Origin of the sequence: Paenibacillus sp. GXUN7292 (assembly GCF_050864975.1) — a bacterium.
Classification (GTDB): Bacteria; Bacillota; Bacilli; order Paenibacillales; family Paenibacillaceae; genus Pristimantibacillus.
Map to the genome: position 1 here is coordinate 41,825 of NZ_JBOZWO010000004.1, position 19,383 is coordinate 61,207.

At 43.4% G+C, this 19,383-nt stretch carries 19 protein-coding genes; 5 read left to right on the forward strand and 14 right to left on the reverse strand.

Features of this window, described 5'->3' with window-relative positions; genetic code table 11:
* Positions 1-337: 337 nt before the first annotated feature.
* From ACRRU2_RS05520 to ACRRU2_RS05560, 9 genes are all read right to left on the reverse strand, one after another.
* Complete coding sequence (locus ACRRU2_RS05520) at positions 338-796, reverse strand: DinB family protein (RefSeq protein WP_432500322.1); 459 nt, start codon at positions 794-796, stop codon at positions 338-340.
* 12 nt (positions 797-808) lie between these two features.
* Positions 809-1,315 (reverse strand): HugZ family protein, encoded by a 507-nt coding sequence (locus ACRRU2_RS05525; RefSeq protein ID WP_432500324.1) that lies wholly within the window; start codon positions 1,313-1,315, stop codon positions 809-811.
* A gap of 52 nt (positions 1,316-1,367) precedes the next feature.
* Complete coding sequence (locus tag ACRRU2_RS05530) at positions 1,368-2,147, reverse strand: ABC transporter ATP-binding protein (RefSeq protein ID WP_331701480.1); 780 nt, start codon at positions 2,145-2,147, stop codon at positions 1,368-1,370.
* 1 nt (position 2,148) lies between these two features.
* Entirely contained in the window at positions 2,149-3,144 is a 996-nt protein-coding gene (locus tag ACRRU2_RS05535; RefSeq protein WP_432500325.1) for a FecCD family ABC transporter permease, read from the reverse strand.
* A 15-nt stretch (positions 3,145-3,159) separates the two neighbouring features.
* Positions 3,160-4,194 carry an ABC transporter substrate-binding protein gene (locus ACRRU2_RS05540; protein ID WP_432500326.1) on the reverse strand — a complete coding sequence of 345 codons (1,035 nt, stop codon included), beginning with the start codon at positions 4,192-4,194 and terminating at the stop codon, positions 3,160-3,162.
* Positions 4,195-4,915: 721 nt separating this feature from the next.
* Positions 4,916-5,707, reverse strand: a complete 792-nt coding sequence (locus tag ACRRU2_RS05545) for a PepSY domain-containing protein (protein WP_432500327.1) — start codon at positions 5,705-5,707, stop codon at positions 4,916-4,918.
* A 139-nt stretch (positions 5,708-5,846) separates the two neighbouring features.
* Complete coding sequence (locus ACRRU2_RS05550; protein WP_432500328.1) at positions 5,847-6,527, reverse strand: PepSY domain-containing protein; 681 nt, start codon at positions 6,525-6,527, stop codon at positions 5,847-5,849.
* A 69-nt stretch (positions 6,528-6,596) separates the two neighbouring features.
* On the reverse strand, positions 6,597-7,991 hold the full coding sequence (locus ACRRU2_RS05555) for a sensor histidine kinase (RefSeq protein ID WP_432500329.1): 1,395 nt from the start codon (positions 7,989-7,991) through the stop codon (positions 6,597-6,599).
* A gap of 1 nt (position 7,992) precedes the next feature.
* Positions 7,993-8,691, reverse strand: a complete 699-nt coding sequence (locus ACRRU2_RS05560) for a response regulator transcription factor (RefSeq protein ID WP_432500330.1) — start codon at positions 8,689-8,691, stop codon at positions 7,993-7,995.
* Between the two features lie 178 nt (positions 8,692-8,869).
* On the opposite strand from ACRRU2_RS05560, the gene ACRRU2_RS05565 reads away from it, so the two are divergent.
* Entirely contained in the window at positions 8,870-9,526 is a 657-nt protein-coding gene (locus tag ACRRU2_RS05565) for an SGNH/GDSL hydrolase family protein (RefSeq protein WP_331701473.1), read from the forward strand.
* A gap of 44 nt (positions 9,527-9,570) precedes the next feature.
* Here the strand turns inward: ACRRU2_RS05565 and ACRRU2_RS05570 are convergent, their stop codons facing one another.
* The 5 genes from ACRRU2_RS05570 to ACRRU2_RS05590 are packed head-to-tail and all read right to left on the reverse strand — an operon-like array spanning position 9,571 to position 16,095.
* On the reverse strand, positions 9,571-10,461 hold the full coding sequence (locus tag ACRRU2_RS05570) for an ABC transporter ATP-binding protein (RefSeq protein WP_331701472.1): 891 nt from the start codon (positions 10,459-10,461) through the stop codon (positions 9,571-9,573).
* A gap of 32 nt (positions 10,462-10,493) precedes the next feature.
* Complete coding sequence (locus tag ACRRU2_RS05575) at positions 10,494-13,346, reverse strand: ABC transporter permease (RefSeq protein WP_432500331.1); 2,853 nt, start codon at positions 13,344-13,346, stop codon at positions 10,494-10,496.
* Between the two features lie 22 nt (positions 13,347-13,368).
* On the reverse strand, positions 13,369-14,382 hold the full coding sequence (locus tag ACRRU2_RS05580) for an efflux RND transporter periplasmic adaptor subunit (protein WP_432500332.1): 1,014 nt from the start codon (positions 14,380-14,382) through the stop codon (positions 13,369-13,371).
* Positions 14,363-15,064 (reverse strand): ABC transporter ATP-binding protein, encoded by a 702-nt coding sequence (locus tag ACRRU2_RS05585; protein WP_331701469.1) that lies wholly within the window; start codon positions 15,062-15,064, stop codon positions 14,363-14,365. The genes ACRRU2_RS05580 and ACRRU2_RS05585 overlap by 20 nt, the downstream gene beginning before the upstream one ends.
* 20 nt (positions 15,065-15,084) lie before the next feature.
* Positions 15,085-16,095, reverse strand: a complete 1,011-nt coding sequence (locus tag ACRRU2_RS05590) for a LacI family DNA-binding transcriptional regulator (RefSeq protein WP_432500333.1) — start codon at positions 16,093-16,095, stop codon at positions 15,085-15,087.
* 180 nt (positions 16,096-16,275) lie between these two features.
* Between ACRRU2_RS05590 and ACRRU2_RS05595 the strand changes: the two genes are divergently transcribed.
* The 4 genes from ACRRU2_RS05595 to ACRRU2_RS05610 all read left to right on the forward strand — a co-directional run bounded on the left by ACRRU2_RS05595 (position 16,276) and on the right by ACRRU2_RS05610 (position 19,382).
* Positions 16,276-16,749 carry a GNAT family N-acetyltransferase gene (locus ACRRU2_RS05595; RefSeq protein WP_331701467.1) on the forward strand — a complete coding sequence of 158 codons (474 nt, stop codon included), beginning with the start codon at positions 16,276-16,278 and terminating at the stop codon, positions 16,747-16,749.
* Positions 16,750-16,884: 135 nt separating this feature from the next.
* Positions 16,885-17,259: a GntR family transcriptional regulator gene (locus tag ACRRU2_RS05600; RefSeq protein WP_432500334.1), complete on the forward strand. Its 375-nt coding sequence runs from the start codon at positions 16,885-16,887 to the stop codon at positions 17,257-17,259.
* 51 nt (positions 17,260-17,310) lie between these two features.
* Positions 17,311-18,069 (forward strand): hypothetical protein, encoded by a 759-nt coding sequence (locus ACRRU2_RS05605; protein WP_432500335.1) that lies wholly within the window; start codon positions 17,311-17,313, stop codon positions 18,067-18,069.
* On the forward strand, positions 18,069-19,382 hold the full coding sequence (locus ACRRU2_RS05610) for a hypothetical protein (RefSeq protein ID WP_432500336.1): 1,314 nt from the start codon (positions 18,069-18,071) through the stop codon (positions 19,380-19,382). The genes ACRRU2_RS05605 and ACRRU2_RS05610 overlap by 1 nt, the downstream gene beginning before the upstream one ends.
* Position 19,383: the final 1 nt, after the last annotated feature.

The following is a 19,383-nucleotide window of genomic DNA, read 5'->3' on the forward strand; positions in this document are numbered from 1 at the left end:
GCTTTTCGGGTCAATAGCGGAACGTCTGTCACTTTCACCTGGCTAAACTAGCCTTTTCATCAAAATAACGGAACGACTGACCATATACTTAGGTAGTCTTGCTTTTCACATCATATACATTGGTAGCGTTACCCTTCACACTATCCGCCATTTGCAGCTTTGCTTGTCCTAATCAACCAAGGATAAACGGCTCCGCCGTCCTTTGGACAGGCGCGTTTACCGATGAAATATAAGAACAGATATAAGGTTACAAAAACTTATACTTCCTTATATTTCAAAAAAGCCCCTTAACTGCATCTAAGCAGTAAAGGAGCTAGGCATCAAACAAGTATTAATTTTACTGTTTCGCGCTTTTCGCATTTTTTTGAATGAGTGATATTTGACCGGCATGAATGCCTGTATGATACATAAGGCGTCCGATCGCTTCAAGAGGCGTGGATGTGCCCATTGGCGATTCGACCGGCTTATGCCATGCTTCCTGCGGTAAGCTGCGCATCGCTTCGATGACATTGCGATTTGAGGCGCTAAGCAGCTCCAATAATTCTTCCAAACATTCCTTGCCGGTATTCGCGGGATCTGGTTTACCGCTCATTCGCTCTTTCATACCTTCCGGAATACTTTTGCCAAAAAACCACTCCATAAAAATAAATTCCGCCTCAGCCGTATGCCGGACAAGTGAAATAATAGAAACTGAATCAAGCCTAAGCGTTAAGTCATTTTCTGGAATCGCTTTTACCAGCTTGTAAAATCGTTGTTGAATTGACTCCCAAATGGGCAGCACCGTTTCAAAACTCAAGCTAATCGCTCCTTACTGATTATCATTTTTTTTATCAATGACAACATGATGGAAGCCGCCTGACTCCACATCCAAATCAAACGCCAGCCCAAAGCCGACTACATAACGTCCTTTAATCGGTGTCAGCTCAAACAAGGAGAAATCCAGCCCGCGCAATACATCCATCATCTTTTCTCCAAATGATTCATTAAATAAATCGAAAATATCATCATGTCCTTCATTGCCAATATTAGCAGAGGTACAGCGCCAGCGAGCCCGTTCAGCTGCGAATTTGTTAGGCGTCTCAGCTTCATCCGCAATAAAAAATGCATCTGTAATTTCATTCGTTTCCATAAGGCGATAATGATCAGCAATTTGACTTATGTAAATATAGAACTTGCCGTCCTTCATTACGAATGGCGCGTAACTAGTAAATGGCCTGCCCTCCTCGTCTATCAATGATAGTATAACCTGTTTGCGTGATTTCAAAAATTGCTCATAATTGCTGCGCTGTTTCTCAATATCAACCGGTTTTTTCAATGTTTCTTCCCCCTTCATTCTTTGCCGAACTAATTTAATCTCCATTCATCAGCTACTTCGCTGTGCTTAACAAATGAATCCGCGGCGATGCTTCCTTCCCCAAATATTGAATGTCGGCATCCATACGGTATACATCACGAATCATCGCGGAGGTCATGACCTGCTTCGGCGTTCCGCACATGCAGTTGCGTCCGCCCTGCACAACGATAATCCGGTCGCTATAATAAGATGCTTGATTCAAATCATGCAGCACCATGACAACCGTCATCCCCATATCGCGGTTGAGCTCACGGACGAGCTCTAATACTTCATGCTGATGCGAAATATCCAAATAGGTTGTCGGTTCATCCAAAAGCAAGATTTTTGGACGCTGAGCAAGCGCCATGGCAATCCATGCCCGCTGTGATTCCCCGCCTGACAATGCGCCGACTGGCCTGTCTCGGTATTCCGTCAACGAGGTTTTTTCAAGCGCCCAATCTACAATGTCCATATCCTCTTTATTAAGCTTCTCATACCATTTTTTATGAGGGAATCTCCCATATGACACTAAATCTGCAACAGACATATCGCCGGGTGCCTGGTTTTTCTGGCTTAGCATGCACATGACGCGCGCAACTTCCTTGGCGTTCATTTCCTTCATATTTTTACCTTCCAAAACTACTCTTCCCGCATCGCAAGGCAGCATGCGATTCATTGCCTTCAGCAGAGTGGACTTGCCAGAGCCGTTTGGTCCAATAATCGATACAATCTCGCCCTTTTTCACAGAAAACGAAAAATTGTTGATGACACATTTTTTTTCATATCGTATCGAAATGGAATCAACAGTAAACATGTTAGAATGACCTCCTGCGCATTAAATATAAAAAGTAAGGCGCCCCAATTGCCGCCATTAATATCCCCGAAGGAATATCAAGCGGAGCAAATATCGTTCTTCCTCCTGTGTCGGCAATCAGCAGTACAAGCGCGCCAAGCACCATGCTCATCGGCAGCATAAATTTGTAGTTGGAGCCGACTAATATTCTGGCCATATGCGGCACGATTAAACCTACAAAGCCAATCATGCCAATAGCTGCTACAGAAATAGCTGCCAGAAAAACGGCGAGCAGCGATAACAGAATGCGAATGCGATTAACGTTCTCCCCCAGATTGGATGCTACTTGATCACCAAGCTTTATAATATTTGCTTTGCGTATTGCAAAAATCGATAGAATCCAGCCTGCAACAGCATAAGGTAAAACCATATAAAGCGTGTGGTTGCCTTTAGCAGCAAGACTCCCATTCATCCATTGCACGGCAGAGGGCAATCTGTCACTGTACATAATGGAGAGAAATCCAATTAGACCGCCGCACATCGCATTAACTGCAACACCGGACAAAATAATCGTTATAGGAGATATGCTCGTCTTGCGCCAAGCCAGTGCATATACAATTCCCGCGGCTATAATGCCGCCTACAAACGCTGCGATAGGAATAAGATCTACAAATTGCGGAGCTGCCAGCATAATCAGCAGAACCATCGAGGCGGCTCCGCTCGTTACCCCTGTAAGACCCGGGTCTGCCAGCGGGTTGCCCATAACAGCTTGCAGCAACGCACCTGAAATCGCGATATTAGCACCAATAATAATTGCAAGCAGTACACGCGGCAAACGAATATCCAAAATAATAGTACGATGAACCGACTCTGTCGAAATACCAAATATTGTTTTAATAATTTCAGGAACTGGAACAGACACACTGCCTAATCCAATCGCAATAACTGCTGCGATGAATACAAGCAAAGCCGTTACAAGTATAATGCTCCAGCCTTTCGATTTCGTAACTACTTGCACTGCACTCACCTTCAATTATTGATAGAAATACTCCGATATTTTGGTTAGGGCCTTCTCAACATTGCTGATCGATGTTACCCCAAACATGCTGTAATCTAAAATATGGACTTTTTTATTTTGATACGCGGACAGCTTCGTCCAGATTTCGTTCTTCTCAACTTCCTTCTGGAACTTATCTTCCGTAGCGCCATGGTCGCCGGATGCCAGCACTAGAATAATATCCGGGTCAGCCTCAACGACATTTTCCATATTGATTGGAGAATAAGTATCTGACACTTTAAGAATTGAAGTCGCAATATTATCTGCGCCAAGCTTATTCACAAGGCTGCCAAGATAAGATTTCTCACTCATCACCATAAAGGAATCCGAAGTGCCGATAATAAGCATAACTGTTGGCAGCTGCTTGCCTTCAGCTTTTTTCTCAAGCTCTGCTTCCTTATCGGAGATGGATTTTAGAACTGCGTTCATTTCTTCTTGTTTGTTGAAATAAGTGCCGAGCGCTTTAAAGCTTAGCTTTAGATCATCAAAAGATTCTGTGCGCATATATGCTCTTTCGAGCTTAATGCCTTCCAAGTTTTTCTCAAGCGTGCTGCGCAGCGATTCTGCACCGATAAGCAGCTGAGGCTGCAGTGCTGTAACAACCTCTAGGTCAGGCTGCATAGGGGAGCCGATACGCTCCACTTGATCGAATGCCGCTGGGATCGGATTCGTTGAAGTAGGTACGCCAACTGGCGTTACGCCTAGTACATGCAGCATTTCAGTAATAGGTACAGATGTTGTGACTACTCGCTCCACTGCAGCTGCCGGGAATTGGTCCAGCGTCTCCTTCAGCTTGGCTTCATCGACGCCATCATCGAATGTCTGACCAGTGTCAGTTCCTTGATTTTCTTTGTCTTTTTCTTTATCTTTATCCGCTTCTCCATTGTTTTGCTCTTGTTGTGCATTGGGAGATTCCGTCGGCTTATTAGCTCCCCCTTCCTTGCTATTAGAGGAGCATGCTGACAGCACCAATGTAAATATAATAAATAATGCCAATAGACCCTTTCTCAAAACCAATCCCTCCAAATATGTATATGTTTCTTTGATAATGATTATCAAAAACAGTATAATGATAATCATTATCGTTTGTCAATCCATATTTTTCGTCTGTTGATTTGGTCTTGAACTATTTCCCGATTCGTGCTCTCCCTATTTTATGATCATTTTTAAGTCATATTCGCTTATTTTTTCCTGTACTTAGTTTTTAGAAATTTCATGTCGATTAATTGTGGATAGGGCAACAAGCAATAAAAAGGGGTGCCACTGCGATCAAGATTGGGATTCCGACCGCTGTTGTAGTCCAATTTTTCTTAATAAATAAACCCTGTTAAGGATAAAATTGGCCTACAAAGGCGGACGCTGACGCTTCTCCATTCCCATTCTTGCTCTCCGTTTCCCCTTTCTTATTGCTTTTTAATAGTTGCCCACAATTAATCGACACCCTCCTAGGATTCGTTAGAGTTTCCAAACTACTTTTTCAACAGCCTGAAAAACTAAAAACTACATTTAGTTTGGAGCATTTGCAAAATTCGAGTTTTCAATGAAACTAGATGTATAAAATGTATTTAGCTTTGTTACTTTGTTGAACCCAATGCTCCGACAGTGGACATCCTGCCCATGAGGGATTGTCCATTCTTCTTCGTGTGTTCAAAACTTATAAACGCTTATATTTAAAAAAAGCTGCGCCACACTATGTGCGGCACAGCTTTCTCATTAAGCATGACGTTGCATATTAGTCACGATCATCGTCGTCGTCATCGTCATCATCATCGTCGTCCTTGTCTTTCTTGTTATTGAAATCTCTTTTTGGATTTTTATTTTTATATTTATTTTGTTCTTTATAATATTCTTTATAATTATCGTAATCAACTTCTAGTATTTCGCCTGTATAAGCATCGATTTCCACTTCAACCTTGCCGTGGCTGGACTTCAGCTTAACCTCATAGATCCGCTTGCCATCCTCTTTTTCCAGCTTAATTTTTTTAACGGTTCCTTCTACATGCTTTGCTGCCAATTCTGCTGCTTTTTCAACTGTAATCATTTGCTTTTGAGCTGGCTGGCTTGTTGGAGCAGTTGTTGCTGCTGGTGTGCTTGATGGTTTGCTGGTTGGCGCCGGCGTGACCGCAGGTGTGCTCGACGGCTTGCTTGATGGGCTCGTTACTGGCTTGTTGCCGTTTGCTTCTGTCCCCTGCTGCTTTTGCTCCGTAGCATCGTCATCAATTTTCACCTTTAGCGTTTGTCCGCTGTACGCATCGATATGCACATCGTATTCTTTATTATCTTTAATGATTTCATAATCATAGTACGTTTTTCCATTTTCTTTCTCCAGCTCTACGCTTTTAATTTTGCCTGGCACAGCCTCAAGCGCAATCTGGTTGGCACGTTCAATACCAATTTTTTGCGTATTAGTCTTACTCGTGCTATTTTCTGCTGCATTTGAAGAGGATACTCCTATTCCTATTGCGCCAGCTGCTATAATGGCTGCAGATAATGCTAATACTTTTGCTCGAATGTTCATCTTCATATTAAAGTCGCTCTCCTTTTTCCTTTTGTCGGTATAGCTTTACTTTAAACTGCAGAAATGAGAGGAGTGCGTGAAAAACATTAAAAAATGATTAGAAGTACGTTAAATAAGACAATGCCTTATATTTAGATAAAAACGATTAATCATCATCGTCCTCATCCTCCCAAACGACCGACATGATCGCTCCTGAAATGGCATTTACTTGCACAACTGCATCACCGCGTTTTTTCACATCTACTTCGACAAGATAATACGAGCTGCCATTCTTCGACCTTTTAAAATCGACATCCTTTACTTTGCCCTTGACATGTGCGGCTGCCAGCTTGCCAGCCTTTTTCTCGCCCAGCAGCTTTCCGTTATTAGAAGGCTTGCTGCTAGGTTTGACAGAAGGAGAAGGTGTTGGTTTATTGGGACTGGCGGTAGGCTTTGCAGTAGGCGAAGGAGTTGCAGTTGCTCCTGTATCAGTTGGGCTCGTTGTAACAGCCTCAGTCGGTTTCGGAGTGGCTGTTGGCACCGCTGTAGGTTGTGTTGGCTGCGGTGTGTAAGCTTTTAGTTGATGCAGTGCTACTATTTCTCCATCGTAGGCGTTTAACTCTACCTCATAGATTCCGTGATTTGTTTCCAGCTCCATTCTATACAAGCTGCCCTTCTTTAGGGATTCATTTATTTTCCCTGGATATTGCGCAAGCAAATTTCTCTTTACTGCATCCTCCGTTAACACCCTGGCATGTCCTTCCCAAGGCTTGAAGGCTAGCAGGAATATAAAAATGGCCGCGGCAAATATGCCGGTAATGGCAATCCATCTCCATCGTTTATTCAAATTCGTCACCTCTTAGCTCACCATTATAACGGATCAACATGAGAATTTGATGAGAAAACAGCGCGAATGCTATTCTTGATTCAACATAATTGTTACTGTTGTGCCAACGTTCTCCAGGCTGTCCATTTCAATCCTTGCTCCTATTGCTTCACTAATTTCTCTGGCTAGCGACAATCCTAGTCCCAAGCCTCCGTTTTGCCTGCTTCTTGCTTTATCGACTCGGTAAAATCGTTCAAACACTTTGGATAATTCTGTCTTCGGTATGCCTACGCCGCGGTCTGTTATTCGAATCCATGCCTTTTTAGCTGATGGGCTTGTTTTTGCAGTCTTATCTGATTTCATTGCATGATTGGCAATGCCCAAGGTGATTGTAATAGGTTCCTTACTGTATTTATAAGCATTATCAAGAAAAATAAACAATAACTGCTTCAGAAGCTGTCTGTCTGAATGTACAAAAAGCGGCGCTTCGCCCTCCACATGGACATCGCGATGATAAGCGCTTTGAAAAGCGCTGGCGCTGGCAGATGCAAGCTCAGCTGCGTCAAGCTGCTCCTTATTAATTAGCCATTGCTCTTTATTTCTCGCCAGCAGCAGCAGCTGCTCGGTCATTTCCCTCATTCTTATCGCCTCTGAATGAATCGCCTCGATCGATTCCTGAAACAGATCCTGGCGTTCCAGCCCTTTGCGCTTCAGTAAGCTTGCATAACTTTCGATGACAGTCAAAGGCGTACGCAGCTCATGAGAAGCATTGGCAACAAAGCTTTCCTGATTGGCAAAGTTGCTTTGCAAAAGCTCAATCATCCTGTTAAAAGTCTCCCCCATCTCGACTAGCTCATCCTTGGAGCTTCGATCGAGAGGCAGCTGCTTGAATTCACCGCTTTTCTGAATATCGCGCATCGTAGTTGTTAACGTGCGTATGGGCTGCATAATCAGCTTGCCCAGCAACCGTCCGGACATAACCACAGGTATTAAAGCAATTAGAGTAACAGCTACTAACACAAAGCGCAAAGACTGCAAATTGCTCATCGTTTCACGCAAGCTTTCCGTAATTTGAATGTTGACAACCTCGCCATTTCTCCAAATAACCGGAATCGATGCGAGAACATAGCTTTCATGTTCGAATTTAACAATTTGCGTTTTTTTCTGGGAATAATAGACAGCCTCCCTTTTGCTTAGCTTAGATTGAGAAGGCGATGTAATCGGCGGATAGCGAGTATTGCTTTGCGATACGATTTGCAGCTTACCATCAACAGGGACATATGCGCGCAGCAAATCAGTCAACGGGATTGAAGAAGAGCTTGATTGAATGCCTTGAGCAATGGAGGCAGCATTCGTCTCCACTTGACCTATTTCACTTTTCAAAGAGAAATGATTAAAGAGCAAATAAATCGAAATATTCATCAATATGATCAGCACAGCAAACAAAATGGACGTATACAAATGAATTTTGCTTTTTAGTCTCATTCTAGCTCGTTTCCTTTATCACATATCCGACTCCGCGAACCGTCTGGATAAGCTCAGGCTGCTTGCCACTGTCAATTTTTTTACGAATATAGCGAATATATACATCAACTACATTCGTTTCTCCATAATAATCATAACCCCATACGGCTTCCAATATTTGCTCGCGCCCAAGCACCTGACGTTTATTTTTCAGCAAATATACGAGCAAATCGAATTCTCTAGGCGTAAGCTCGATCGCTTCGCCCCCGCGAATGACCTCGCGCGTTTTTTCATTTACTTTTAGGTCGGCAGCCTGAAGCCACTCTTCCATATCGCTGTCTGCTGGCACCGCAGCAGCTCTGAGCCTTAATGCAGCACGTATTCGCGCCAGCAGCTCTTCAATCTGAAACGGCTTTGTAATATAATCATTCGCGCCATAATCCAGGCCCGACACTTTATCCTCTACTGAATCTTTTGCTGTAAGCAAAATAACCGGTGTTGCAGAATCATTAGCCCGAATACGCCTTAACAGCTCAATTCCGCTCATCTCTGGAAGCATTATATCAAGCAGCACTAAATCCCACTTGGCAGCTCGAAATTCTTCAAGTGCCTGCAGACCGTTAGAGCAGCATTTGACCTTATAACCTTCTATTTCAAGTTCAATCTCCAACAGTCTTGCAATTTTCTCCTCGTCTTCCACTACTAATAATGAATAGTCCACAAAACTGCTCCTTTCGCTTTAAGCATTCCTTTAATATTAGCACAATTCAAACTTTAGCATGAAAAAAACTTAATAGGTTTATTGACTGTGACCGCACGTTATTTCATTGATTTTATACTAATTTGCTGTAAAATATTGAAGTGACATTTGCTTTTAATAGAGAGGGGATATAATAAACATGCTATTTTCTCAGAATCAAAAGCTATTATTTATTGGGGACTCCATAACAGATTGCGGCCGCAGCCAGCCGATTGGCGAAGGCCGTGGCGGAGCGCTTGGCAATGGTTATGTTGCGCTTGTCGATGCACTTATACAAGCAACCTATCCAGAGCTCAATATTCGTATTGTTAACAAAGGCATCAGCGGAAATACAGTGCGTGATTTGAATAGCCGCTGGCAGCAGGACGTTATTGAACAAAAGCCGGACTGGCTCGCCATCAAGATTGGCATTAATGATGTATGGCGGCAATTCGACACTCCATTAATTCCTGAGTGTCATGTTTACGAAGAGGAATACGCGGCTACGCTGCGCAAGCTTGTACAGGAAACCAAGCCGCTTGTCACAGGGCTAGTCTTAATGTCTCCTTTCTATTTAGAAGAAAACCGTCAGGATAAAATGCGCAGCAAAATGGATACATACAGTGCGATCGTCAAGTCTGTCGCGGAGGAGCATGGCGCTATTTTTGTCGACACACAGGCTGCCTTCGACAAGGTGCTTGAACACCGTTACGCTGCTGCGCTGGCCTGGGATCGCGTTCATCCTTCCTACACTGGACATATGGTGCTTGCCAAAGCGTTTTTGAATCATGTCGGCTTTGAGTGGAATAAGCAATAGATTACGCAAATAGACCGAAAACAAGTTTGTTTTCGGTCTATTTTTTATTGATCAGGCGACTGTACAATAATTTTGCCCTGATCTAATATAAGCTTTGCTTTTTTCTTCCCCTTAAGCTGAGCAGCTTCCATATAATGATCAGGCAGCTGCAACCGTCCAGCTTGATCCATAATCGCATATTCCTCATGAGAGTCAACTTCAAGCGTGTGCTGCTTATCTTGCTCCTTCTCCAGTTCTAATAGCTCCTCAGCATACGATTTGCGCCTAATCAGCTCTGAAGATACACGGCCATCGCGAATGGCGACAACTCGGTTCACCTGCTTGGCAAGCTGTTGATCATGTGTGACGATCACGATCGTTAATCCAAGCTCTGAGTTTAGTTTTTCGAACAGCTCCATAATTTGCTTGGCTGTTTTTGTATCTACAGCACCTGTAGGCTCATCTGCCAGCAAAAGCTTGGGTTCATTGGCAAGGGCAATCGCTATAGCAACCCGCTGCTGCTCGCCTCCTGACAATTGATTCAAGCGGTTATTGCTGCGATGCTGCAAACCTACAGCCGCAAGCAGCTCAAGGGCACGTTCTTTTTTACGTTTGCCTGTCAGCAGCATTGGAATTTCTACATTTTCACGAGCGCTTAAGTAAGGTATTAAATTTCTTGCTTTATTTTGCCATACGAATCCGACCGTTTCTTTTTTATAGCGTGTCATTTCCTTTTCCGTAAACTTGGACATGTCCTTGCCATCTACAAACAGCTTGCCTGCAGATGGCTGCGTCAAACCGCCGAGCATATTGAGCAGTGTCGATTTTCCACTGCCGGAATTACCAATAATGGCCACCAGTTCGCCCTGCTCAATCTGGAGATCAAGCCCCTGTAAAGCAACGACTTCAAGAGAAGCGGTTTTATATATTTTCACTAAATTTTCGCACAGAATCATAGGCTCCCCCCTTTCAACATAGCATAAGCACCTTAATCTTCCCCTAGCTTGACGGCTTGATGAACCTTGATGCGGCGCAGCATTCCAATTAAAATAAGCAGCACGATAATAAGCATTCCGAACGTCGCCAATAATAAATGCCAAGTATCCCCGGACTCCGTCACCACTTTAAAAGGAGGGACGATCTGCGAAGGATCGAAGGATAGTTGAAACAAGGGAACAAAGAGAAGACTGGCAAGCATCCCGCTTAATAGTGCAAGAAGTAGAGCGGAGCCTGTTGTTAGAAGCTGCTCAACGCCAAGCATCGACACAAGTGAACGGAAGGAAATACCCATCGCCCGAAATACACCGATTTGCAGTACTCTTGCTTTTAGCGAAAACATCCAGAACAATAAAAATCCGATCGCAGTAACCATTAAAGACAAAATAAAACTTAAGCTTAGCACGCCATTCATAGCCATTCGGAATGGGTCATTGCGACTGCTGTAAATAGCCTCATAGGTATCCGTTAATGATTCCAGCGGTATCCTTCTTGCTTCAAGCTCCTCATAGAAAGCGATTCTTGCTTCACTCGACTCCATGCTGAGCCATACATCATATGGCTGAAGGCCCGCTTCGTCTTGGAGCATTTCCAGATGACCTACTATTAAATTAGGAACGAAAGTCTGCTTGCCTCCTTCTACGGGAGCCGGGTTCGGATTAAAGCTTGGAAAATAAGGAATAACGCCGTATACGGTTACTGGTATTGATCTGCTTCCAGAGTAGGAAATAGATAGCGTATCACCTGGTTTTAATTCGAATTGCTCGGCCATGGAGCTCGACACTAAAACAGCGCTGCGATTGCCTGCAATCAGATTTAAGTATTCATTGAAGTGATAAGGCAGCAGTCCTTCCTTCATCCATGCCGCATACCCAAACTCATATGTGTCGATGCCGATCAGCTGTGTCATTCCGTTGCCATTTGCGCCCGAAAAAGAAACGTTATCCTGCTTAAAAACACGGGCCGCTTGCTCTACGCCAGGCATAAAGTTAAATACGTCATAATCCGGCTCTTTATAATTCACCTTTTGATTTGCATTCTCGGCTCCAGGCTTGCTATCCTGCCCGCCTGCTCCGGCATCATTGATCCAGTATTGACGAAGCACGATATCGCTTCCGCTGCGATACCATATTTGATCCTCGGTATTTTGATTCAACGTTCTTGCGGCACTCGCATTATAGATTCCCGTACCAATCGTCAGAATTAAAAAAATCATCAGCATATGATAATGCTTGCTGCGTCGTCCTACTAATAAAAATGATGCATATAGTGCGGGAGACCAAATGCTCTTTCCGAGCAAATACAGCCCTTTAATCAGAAGCGGATACAGCCTGAGAAATAAAAGTCCGGCTCCAAGAATAAATAACGAAGGCACTACAAATAACAGCGGATCGGAAGATAGCGCCTGGCTGTCCAGACCAAGCTCCGCAAGCTCTCTCAGTTTGTTGCGATAACTATACAAGCCATATAATGAAACAGCTATAATAAGGAAATCCAGTCCGAATCTTTCCCAAAACGGCTTTCTTTCCTGACGAGCATTGTTTCTTTTTTCCTCTACGATCGAAAACCTTGTGGCGAAAATAACCGGCAGCAGATGAATAATAACCGCGCCTAATGCTGCAATTAATGCGTATATATAACTCTCTAGACTAATTTTTGTATTTAAAGCAGTCCGCTGTACAAAGCCAAGAAAACTATCGCTGGAGCCTAAAACAGCAGTAAACATTTTGCCGAGCATCGGCCCTGCAATAAAGGCAACCGAAGCAAGCAGCAGAAATTCGACAGCATAAAGCATCGTTATGGCCAGACGGCTAGCACCGCGGCTGCGCAGCAATGCAATTTCGCTTTTTTGCATATCAATAAGCAGTGTCGATACCATATACATATAAAATATAATAAGGACATATAAAGGAATGTTCAGCATCCATAGTAACGCATTCAGCCGGGTTTCATAGCTGCTATATTGCTTGAGAATATCTTGCGCCGGCTGCTGTACATACGCTGAAGCGTATTTGCTCTTATAGTAGGATTCCATATCTTGCTTCATAGAAGTAAAATCCGCTGTTTTCTTGCTGCTTAATGCATAATAATCGACCGCGCCAAACCACGCCAAGGAATGGACAGGCACCATTCCCTTTTCAATGATTTGCTGCTGAAATACCTGTTCATTCAAGAAAAAGGCTCCATTGTATCGTGTCAGGTTCGAGTGATTCCAATAAATGTCATTCAAATCTTGCTCGGCAATAACGCCAACTATTTTCATTCGCAGCGGCTCGGCTGCAGGCGGAGTATCCACTATTATTTCTTGCCCAAGTACAGTTTTAAGCTGGACCAGCGTACTATCCGTTACAAGCGCTTCGTATACGCCATTTACAACTTCAGAAGCAGGCAGTCTGCCATCCAGCAGCCGAACATGCTCCTCAATATTCGAGCGCATATTTAAAGTTATTTTGTGCTTAGTATTAGGTGCTGCTGCAGTATCCGCAAATCGGAATGCCACGGGCGCTGTATCTCGGATTTTTATATATTCAATAAAAGAAAACTGATTGTACTTAACCATCATATCATTCCAATAATGGTCAAACTGTGCTATAAAAGCTGTCTGCTTTTCTACATTGCCAGGATGAAAAGCTGGATTAGCGACCGCAACCAGGCTGCTTGGGTATATGCCTGAATGCTTATATTGCTGCTCCATTTCCTTTACAAGCATACGTTCAAGTATGGCATCCTTATATATTGGAATACAGCTGGCTAATGAGGTGCATAAAATCATGCCGACAAGCATGCTAATGGCAAGCCATCGATTTTTCACCATTTTTCTAAACAGCATCGTTATAATGGCCATCTATATTGTGCCTCCCAAAACCTTATCGGATGATAATTTCTTGCCCTTCCTCCAGCCCTTCCAATATTTCAGCAGAGGAAGCCGTCTCCAGGCCAACTTGCACATCAACCTCTCTGCGTCTCTCGCCGTCAAGCACCTGCACATAGGTGCGCCCAAAATTGCGATGCAGGGCAGCGGCAGGGATAATAATTGTATTTTCACGCTGTGCGGTAATAATTTCTACATTAGCAAGACTGCCAAGCTTGGCTTGTTCTGGAAGCTTATCCATAGCGATATAAACATTTCTTGTATATTTTTCCTTGAGCATAACGTCATCCGTATATGGTGCTGAAGAAGGTGTTTGCACAACCTTTCCCTCCAATTGCTGCGACTCAAAGGTAACGCTTACTTTCATTCCTTCCTTCACATCCTTGACAGCTTCAGTGCTTAATGAGCTTAGCGTCAAATTCATATGAGCAGGATCAGCTATTGTAACTGCATGGGAATATGGCTCTGTCGCTTCACCGACAGCCAAATCGGTAACATAAGTAACAATGCCGTCTTTTTCCGCCAACAGCTGCTTGCCGCTCATTTGCTCTTCTATCTTTTCCAATTCCTTCGTTGCTATTTTCAGATCCAACTCAGCTATCTTAATTAGCCTTGCTTGCGATGTGCTCTTCGCCTCATCAAGCGCCAGCTTCTTTCTCTCTACATTCACTTGTTTTTGCAGCAGTTCAATATCCAAACCCTCCGTCTTTAATTGCAGCAAAATATCACCTTTTTTCACAGCATCGCCAGCTTTTACATAGAGCTCATCCAATCTTCCTCCATACTCCGGAAAATATTGATGAACGACCAGATTAGACTCAAACACTGCGCTTCCGGTCACTGCCTTAACCAATTTATCTTTTTTAGCTGGTACTGTCGTGGAGCTGACAGCTGCCGGCTTCACCAGCGGGGGAATCAGTGCCTCTTCTTCCTTGGGCAATAATGAACAGGCGGACAGCAGCAGGCTTAAACCAAGTATCGCCAATCCTTTATGAAGCGTGGTTAACAATAGAACCATCCTCCAATTCGTATACAACATCGACAATATCCATCATATTAGGGTCATGCGTCGTTAAAATAATGCCTAAACCTTCCTTATGTGCGAGCTGCTTGAACACATTCATCACCTGAATGCCCATCCGCGTATCAAGCTCTGCAGTAGGTTCATCTGCGAGCAAGAGCTTTGGCTTATGCGCAATAGCACGTGCGATAGCTACCCGCTGCTGCTCCCCGCCCGACAGTTCCTGCGGATAATGATGCATGCGCTGCTTAAGCCCAACAAATTCAAGCGATTGACGGGCTTCTATTTTCCGTTCCGCTGCCGGTACGCCTGCCACCCGCAAACCAAAATCGACATTCTCATATGCTGTCATATAAGGAACAAGCGCAAAGGACTGAAAAACAAGTCCGATTTCCTTGCTTCTGAGAACATCTCGCTGAGTGCTTGTAAGCTTCTTTATACTTTGCTGCCTATAGTACACCTCTCCGCTTGTGGGATCATCCAAAGCTGCAAGAATGTTTAGCAATGTTGTCTTGCCTGATCCGGAGCGTCCTTTTAAAGCTACAAGCTGTCCGGGTCTTACAGAAAGATTTGCGTTTTTCAGCGCCTCTACTTCAATAGCCCCGCTTCTGTAGGTTCGTGAAACAGCTACTGCCTGCAGCAGCACTTCCTCACTTGAAATAGAAATCATGTTGCAACCCCCTTGCATTATTAATGAAGTGTGCGAACTGTTGACCGAATAGTTAACTCGCATGGAATTAAAATCCTTGCACCTGCATCACCGGCAATCAGCTCTATAAGCATCTCAGGGATCTGCATGCTTAATTGATGTGCTTTTGTTTGGACAGTCGTAAGCGGAGGATTATAAAACTCTCCAATAAACAGCCCGTCAAAACCTATAATGGACAGCGTTTCAGGTACATAAATCCCGTTCCTATGAAAGCTCGATATTGCTCCCATCGCCATAATATCATTGGCAAACATGATCGCTGTTATCGACTTGTCTCTTTCATAAAGCGCTGCTGCCGCCTTTGCTCCGCCTTTTCCAGAAAAATCACTGTCAATCACGTACTGCTCCTCGTACGCCAAGCCTGCTTGCGCCAAAGCTCGTTTATAGCCTGCAAGTCTTTGCTCGCATATGTATACACCTGGAAAACCATTTACAAAGCCTATGCGGCGATGCCCCTGCCGGATAAGATACGTTACCGCTTCATAGACACCCTGCTCATTATTTATTCCGATGGAGGAGCAATGCTCTCCGACAATTGGCTCATTAAGGATGACGGAAGGCACCGCCGATTGTTGAGCCTCCAGTATTAACGGGTGCTTATGGCCGAAGGGCCCCAAAATAATCGTTCCCTCCAACCTGCGCAAACGGCACATTTCCTCGTATTGGCCTGCTTTGTAATCGAATAGGCCCGCTGACAAAATAATGGTTTCCTTGCCGCTTAAACTTAGCTGCCTCTTCATAACCGAAAAGGTTTCAAAAAGCGGCGGGCGGGCTTCTTGTTCGTAATCACAAATGATGATGCCAATTAAATTTGTTTTTTTCTGCACAAGCTCACGAGCGCCAATATTGACGACATAGCCCATTTCATCTGCTTTTTGTTGTATTTTGAGTCTTGTCTCTTCCTTGACTCCATATGCTCCCTGCAAAGCACGCGATACCGTGCTTGGTGCAATTCCGAGTGCTTTGGCAATATCTTTTATACTGACTTGCATAGCTACGGCCCACCTTTTTCTCGCTTTCGCAAACGTTTGCAAAGTTATCATACACAAAATATGCAACGACTGTAAACCACTTTTTCGGCAACGTTTGCAATAATTTTTATACTGGAGCAAACTAATATATAGTACTCTAATAAGAATACAAACCATCCATCGTTTGAAAGGCGTGTACCTATGCTCATTCGTCCTTATCAAGAATCAGATCTTGAAGAAATTATCAATTTATTCTACAAAACCGTTCACACCATTAATAAGGCTGATTATACAGAAGAACAGCTAAATGCTTGGGCAAATTGGGACGAGCAGAAGGAAAAGCTGGCAGGCTGGAAGCAATCCTTAGAGCAAAATATTACTTATGTTGCGGTTGCAGACGGCCGGATCATAGGTTTTGGAGATATGGCGGAAACAGGCTATTTAGATCGACTGTACGTTCATGCAGCCTACCAGCGTCGCGGCGCAGCTTCCGCTATTTTCCGTACTCTTGAAAATAGAGCCCGTCAGCTACATATTACAACGATTACGACAGACGCGAGCATAACAGCCAAACCATTTTTTGAACGGCATGGCTTCCAAACCATCGCTGCTCAAACCGTTTACAGGCATGGAATCGAGTTAAACAATTATAAGATGGAGAAACAGTTAAGTTAAGAGAAAGGAATTTGCCTCTCTTCAAAGTGTTAAATCTTCTGCCGGAGGAGCTAATTCTAATCCGCGTTTTACTCTTGACACAACAACTGTACTACTCGCATAATACAGTTAATACGTAAGGCAGGTGAAAGCCGCATGTTGAATTTTTATGAGCTATCTTTAAATAACAAAGATCCTGTATACATACAGCTGGCGCTATATGTTAAGCGGCAAATTTTACTTCGAAGAGCTGTTTCTGGCGATAAGCTGGCTTCGCGACGGGAAATTGCCACCCAGCTCAATATTAATCCGAATACGGTTCAGAAAGCATTTAAGCTGATGGAAGAGGAAGGATTTGTCCATACGACGAGCACGCAGGGCAGTGTTATTTATACCGATGCTTCCATCATCGCTCGCATTGAAGATGAATTGATGAAAGAGATGGTACTTAGCTTTATCGGTTCTGCAAAAGAAGTGAATCTATCCTTCAAAAAGGTCGTTGATTTGATCAGCGAGCTATGGGAGGAATAATTTTTTTGCTTATACTGTACTACTCGAATAATACAATGATGAGGTGATTTTATGAAGCATTTTTATCGGCTGTTAAATTATGAATGTAGCCGGCTGCTTTCCCAGGTACTGATTATAGGGCTTGGCATGCTCGTTTTAACGGTTTTATTTATAAAAATAGAGTTGACAAAATACACTCCCTACAGCCCCCATGAACGATTTGAGCAGCTTTTCATTTCTAGCGGCGGGCCTATTATATTTCTATTTTGCTTTATTCTGCTTCTGATCGTATTTTCACAATCTTTGCGCGCTCCCTTTATCGGAGGTAAAAGCATTTACACCTTTCTTACGCTGCCGGTTAAACGCGAGTATTTATATTTTAGCAAGCTGGCTGCATTTGCTATTTGTACAATACTGCTGCTAGCTGTTCAATTTATTACGTATATGCTTGGCTACAGCCTTATGGAAAGCCATATTAGCAGCTATAGCAACGGTTCATTTGTAATGAACAACGGTTTATTTCTTTCTATTATTCGATCGAACTTTATGCGGATCATATGGCCCTTCAGCTTTATAAGCTTTATTAACCTGTTCAGTGTTTTAAGCGCTTGTCTCACAGGATTATTCTATGCTTCTTTAGTTTTTAAAAATAAAAAGCGCTGGGGGCGCATCCCTGTTGCCGTATTGCCTCCCTTTCTAATTAGAATGGTTGCAGAGCAATGGTTTATCGCTGAAAGTACGCTGCTGCTGCCTAGCCTCATCCTGCTCGTTTTTTCATTATTTTTCATTACCCATAGCCTATGGCTGTTCAAGAAAGGAGCTATAGCCTGATGCAAAATACGAATTTTCTGCTAAAAGTAAAAGTTTTAATCCGGAAGCATGCTGCAGTGCCGCTGCTGCTTATGGTCTTTGCTATTTTTTTAAGTACTGGCATTTATATATATACTGCCAAAGACGATGCTGCTTTCCAGGTAAATCATATCGAAGGCGATCCATCGGTACTTAATCACATTCAAATAAGCGGACAGCTTATTGACGGCTATCATAAAACCAGCTTTCAGTGGCAAGGGTCGGCGACAGCAGCCCAAACTGCCATTAATGAAAAAGTAGAAACGCCCGGCTTATACCGTTACTTTATGGGTGGAATGAAAAAAATCGATGATCTGGATTTTTCTGTAAGCGGTACGCCATTTAATCGAGATTATATAATTACACTGCGTGAAATGAAAAATAATAGGACAATTCGCTATGAAGTGGCTGAAGCAACTGTCCCTACTCGCGTCTACTCTATGAATACCGTTTATACAAACCCGCTTGAGTACGGGATAGCTCTAATTGGCGATGATGTTTACTGGACGCTTGTCGCAACTAAACAATACGGCGGCAGCAATGGCATTTATAAGCTTGCCTTTAAATCAACATCATCTTATTCAGAGAAATCCCCTGAATCAAGTGTGATTATGACCTTTCCACTTAAGGATGAAGGTGCCGATGATTCTACCGGTATAGATGTGCTGGGGCTGGAGGCTGTTGGCGATAAGCTGGTGCTTTTGCTCGTACAAAACAATGAGCTTCATATCCAAGCTTACAACACCTACGGGAAGCGCCTTGGTGAAGCAGTCATGCCGGATTTTCAGCTAGTCGGACAAAATACAGAAGAAAATAAGCCGCGGTATTTTGAAGGCTATGAGGCTTTCGTGCATGCCGAGGAAAATCAAATCATATTAAGCTTCAACAATAGTCCCTCTACAGACAAAACTTTCATTACCATTGATCTAACTCAAGCAGCAGATATTGTTGATATAACGAGATTAACAGCCGAATCAAAAGGCATACGGGAAGATACAAATTATGGATATGGCGTGCGCGATGCCTTTTATAACGAAGGAACACTTTATTACTTGACTTCCGTAAGAGAGGTAGAGGATGACTCTGTCAATTACATCGATGCGCGTCTGCCAAAGCGGCTAGTCATTCATGCGTATCAACAGAAAAAACTCGTTTATAAGGGTGAATTGCTTACCGATATTAACGATGACCGCATTAAATGGAAAAACTTTAATCAATCGAACTACAGTATTGATGAACGGGAATACCGTAATTTTGATAAGCTGTTGATTCGTAAAGCACAGCCGAAAGCTTAGG